Source organism: Anaerorhabdus sp. (genome assembly GCF_036657415.1).
Classification (GTDB): domain Bacteria; phylum Bacillota_I; class Bacilli_A; order Erysipelotrichales; family Erysipelotrichaceae; genus Anaerorhabdus.
Genome location: NZ_JAVXGL010000027.1, coordinates 1 through 3,721 on the forward strand (window position 1 = coordinate 1; position 3,721 = coordinate 3,721).

At 29.1% G+C, this 3,721-nt stretch carries 5 protein-coding genes and 1 pseudogene; 4 read left to right on the forward strand and 2 right to left on the reverse strand.

Features of this window, described 5'->3' with window-relative positions:
• On the forward strand, positions 1 to 344 hold a 344-nt coding region (locus tag RSB60_RS05475; protein ID WP_332615027.1), incomplete at its 5' end, for a GHKL domain-containing protein.
• Positions 345 to 413: 69 nt separating this feature from the next.
• Positions 414 to 1,862: an oligosaccharide flippase family protein gene (locus RSB60_RS05480; RefSeq protein WP_332615030.1), complete on the forward strand. Its 1,449-nt coding sequence runs from the start codon at positions 414 to 416 to the stop codon at positions 1,860 to 1,862.
• On the opposite strand, the gene RSB60_RS05485 is transcribed toward RSB60_RS05480, so the two are convergent.
• On the reverse strand, positions 1,859 to 2,242 hold the full coding sequence (locus tag RSB60_RS05485; RefSeq protein ID WP_332615033.1) for a hypothetical protein: 384 nt from the start codon (positions 2,240 to 2,242) through the stop codon (positions 1,859 to 1,861). The genes RSB60_RS05480 and RSB60_RS05485 overlap by 4 nt on opposite strands.
• Positions 2,243 to 2,346: 104 nt before the next feature.
• Between RSB60_RS05485 and RSB60_RS05490 the strand changes: the two genes are divergently transcribed.
• Both RSB60_RS05490 and RSB60_RS05495 read left to right on the forward strand, forming a co-directional pair.
• On the forward strand, positions 2,347 to 2,943 hold the full coding sequence (locus tag RSB60_RS05490; RefSeq protein ID WP_332615035.1) for a recombinase family protein: 597 nt from the start codon (positions 2,347 to 2,349) through the stop codon (positions 2,941 to 2,943).
• Between the two features lie 204 nt (positions 2,944 to 3,147).
• Positions 3,148 to 3,384 (forward strand): hypothetical protein, encoded by a 237-nt coding sequence (locus RSB60_RS05495; RefSeq protein WP_332615037.1) that lies wholly within the window; start codon positions 3,148 to 3,150, stop codon positions 3,382 to 3,384.
• A gap of 32 nt (positions 3,385 to 3,416) precedes the next feature.
• On the opposite strand, the pseudogene RSB60_RS05500 reads toward RSB60_RS05495, so the two are convergent.
• Positions 3,417 to 3,721 (reverse strand): annotated as a pseudogene (locus RSB60_RS05500) (ribonucleoside-diphosphate reductase); the annotation flags it as partial.

Genomic DNA, 3,721 nt, shown 5'->3' on the forward strand with positions numbered 1-3,721 from the left:
GAATAGATATTTTAGATGAAACAGCGTTTGATATCGCAATTATTTTATCTAATATTTTAGATAATGCAATTGAAAACATTTACGAAAATGATCGGCGAATTTCCATTAAAATTCGGCAAACGAAATATTTCTTAGATATTGTCGTAGTGAATACGACAGGTATTAATGTTTTAAAAAAGAACCCAATGTTATTCACTACAAAAATGGATAAGAATGATCATGGACTTGGTATTAGAAGTGTTCGACGATATGTTTCTAAATTGAATGGTACTATTCATTTTTCACAAGAAGGTCATGAATTTAAAAGTTGGGTGAGTATTCCTTGTGAAAACATATTGGACTAATGACTCTTGTAATGGATGGTAAACAACAGTAGAATGACTTTATAGAAAAAAGTTTCTATTGGGAGAGATATGGACAGAAAACTAGTTAAAAATTATATATTTAGTGTGCTTTATCAATTGCTAAGTATCGTAATGCCACTTATTACAATTCCATATACTACCAGAGTATTGGGATTAGAGTTATTATCGATAAATGCAGCGACATCTGCAATTATCCAAATATTTGTATCATTTGGTTTATTAGGTGTTGCGATTTATGGAAATCGAGAGATTGCAAAAGTAAGAGATAATAAAAAAGAATGTTCAAAAACATTCTTAGAAATTTTTACAATGCAATGTTTAAGTATGTCGTTGTCTACAATAGCTTTCATTATTTATGCCATTGTTGTTGGGGATAAATATATGAATATTTTATTAATACAATCAATTACTTTATTATCAGTTGCATTAGATATTACTTGGTTTTTTTATGGCGTTGAGGATTTCAAAAAAGTAAGTATTCGTAATATACTTGTAAAAGTAATAGGAGTTATACTGATTTTTAGATTTGTAAAAGGAACCAATGATTTGCCTCTATTTGTATTTCTAAATGTGATGGTGGGTATTTGTGGTCAATTGGTTATGTGGATACAAATACATCAATATATAAGTTTTACAAAGTTCACTTTAAAAGATGTTTTAGCGCATGTTAAACCAAATATTGCATTATTTGTTCCTCAAATTGCCATAACAATTTATTCTGTTTTAGATATTATGATGTTAAGAATTTTATATTCAGGCGGAATAGATCAAGTAGGGTTATATGAACAAACACAGAAATTTATTAGAATGTTTTTGTTTTTTATTACCTCTATTGGATCGGTCATGTTGCCTAGAGTTACGAATACTTTTCACAAAGGTGATTTAGAAGGTGTCCAAAAATATCTAAGTAAAACAATTCATCTTTCTTTGTATTTATCTCTACCTATGATTTTTGGTATTTGCGGTATGGTCCAAAAATTTGTTGATTGGTTTTTTACGAATAAAGATTATGCGCCCGTGGGATTATTGATTCAGTTAATGTCACCTATTATTTTATTCATTGCTTTAAGTAATGTGTTTGGTACGCAATACTTAGTTCCAACAGGAAAAACAAAATTCTATACAATCTCAGTTGTTGCTGGAGCTATAGTTAATTTCTGCGTGAATTTTATTTCAATACCTAGGTTAGGTGCTATTGGAGCTATTGCTGGATCGATTTGTGCAGAATTAACAGTCACAATAATTCAGTTTATATATACTAGAAAAGACATTAAAGTAAGACTGAAAGTGACGGAAATTCTGTCTATAATATTTGCTTCAAGTATTATGTTCATTGTGGTTGTTACTATAGGAACATTATTGAAATCAAATTTTTTAACTTCAGTAATACAAATTGTACTAGGTGGAATAACATATCTAATTTGTCTATTAGTGATTCGTCCACCATTTGTTAAAGAAATGCTAAAACAAATTAAAGATAGAAAAGTATTTTCTTAAATTTTAAAAATCCAATCTTCGCTATTAACTACATGACAATCAATTGGAGTGTAGTTATTTATTTTGGAAACGATATGGTATCCAAGTAAAGGTTTGAATTCATTAAAGTCATTGATTAAATCATAGTGTTTTCTTAATTCTAAATACTTTGCAAGACTTTCATCATATTTATAGATAACACCAACAATTGTATTTTGTGTAGTATCCCAATATAATTTGCAGCCATTTTCAAAAATTATTTTCTCTTGGATTTCTTTTAATTCATCATGCTCAATTTGAGGGAGTGGATAAGTTAATGCAACTTCTTTAGCATCATTTAAAACACATTCTACAAAAGCAAAAGTCATACCTAAATAGTAAGAGTGCTGATCGTATTTCATAGTTAGTCTCCTTTTATTTTTTTTATTTCTATATATATTATATTAATTTGAAGAAGTCTTGCATAGATACAGTAGAATATTATAGGGAAAGGATAATAGGAGATATGAAAAAGTATGGATATATTCGTGTAAGTTCCAAAGATCAAAAAGAAGATAGACAACTACTTGCGATGGAAGAATTAAAAATAATGAAAAAAGATATTTTTATAGATAAACAAACTGGAAAAAATTTTAATCGTCCCGCATATAAAAAGTTAATGCGAACAATTCGTGAGGGTGACATTATTTTTGTGCTTAGTATTGATCGTTTAGGAAGAAACTATGAAGAAATACTACAGCAATGGCGAATCATTACAAAAGATAAGAAAGTAGATATTGTTGTACTTGATATGCCATTATTAGACACTCGTGAAAAAGAAAAAGGTTTAACTGGAATATTTATATCGGATTTAGTTTTACAAATTCTTTCTTACGTTGCAGAAACTGAGAGAAACAACATTAAAAAAAGACAAGCAGAAGGTATCGCAGCAGCAAGGATTAAAGGTATTCATTTAGGAAGACCTAGAAAAGATATAAACCCTGATTTTAAACGTATTTATACATTATGGAAAAAGAGAATTATTAGTGGAAGACAAGCAGCAAAAGAGTTGAATATTTCACCATCAACTTTTTATAATTGGGTTGAAAGAGAAATTATATGAAAAAAAAGGTAGACCTTTATTCTCGATAGTACATTGTCTTATCATCTAACAATTTAAGAAAATAATTCATATAATTTGGGATAATCATGCGGGTTTCACTCTTTCCTTTATTCTAATGAATGTGATTACAAAAGTCTACGTTTCTAATCATTAAGCAATTTAGTAGTTATGATTAATAGTGATTAAAGAGGGAGATGGATTATTATGAAGAATAATTTACATTTGCTTGATTATCTTGCGAAAGAGTGCGATTGCCAATATGTTTCAGATTTAAAATTTTCTTCTAAACTTAAAGTTGAGTTAAGAAAATTGTTAGATGATGGGAAAAAAGAATTTTCACTTACAAACTGGAATGATTTAATTAGCTATTTAGAAAGTAGTGAACAGAAGTTTACTTCAATTGAAAAAGCTAAAGAATATGTAAAAAGAAATTTAACCTAAAAAAATAGAACCTCGTTAATCGAGGTTCTATTTTATAATCCACATTTTAATTGAGCATTACAGTTGGTGCAAGTATTACATCCACCAATTTCTTCAACAACACCTTCCAAACAAATTGGACAGATATCTCCAATTTCAATACCAATATTACGGTCTTGACGGTCGGCTCTTAAATCTGTTTTCTTTTCTTCTTCTTGTTTCTTTTTAACATCAACACCAAAGTCTTTTGTGATACTCATTTGATCCCATGCTGTATCTTCGTCATTTGTAAGACTTAATACTTGAGAGTCGCGAGAACCATCAACATAAACGGTTCCGCCTTTAGCACCACCATGGA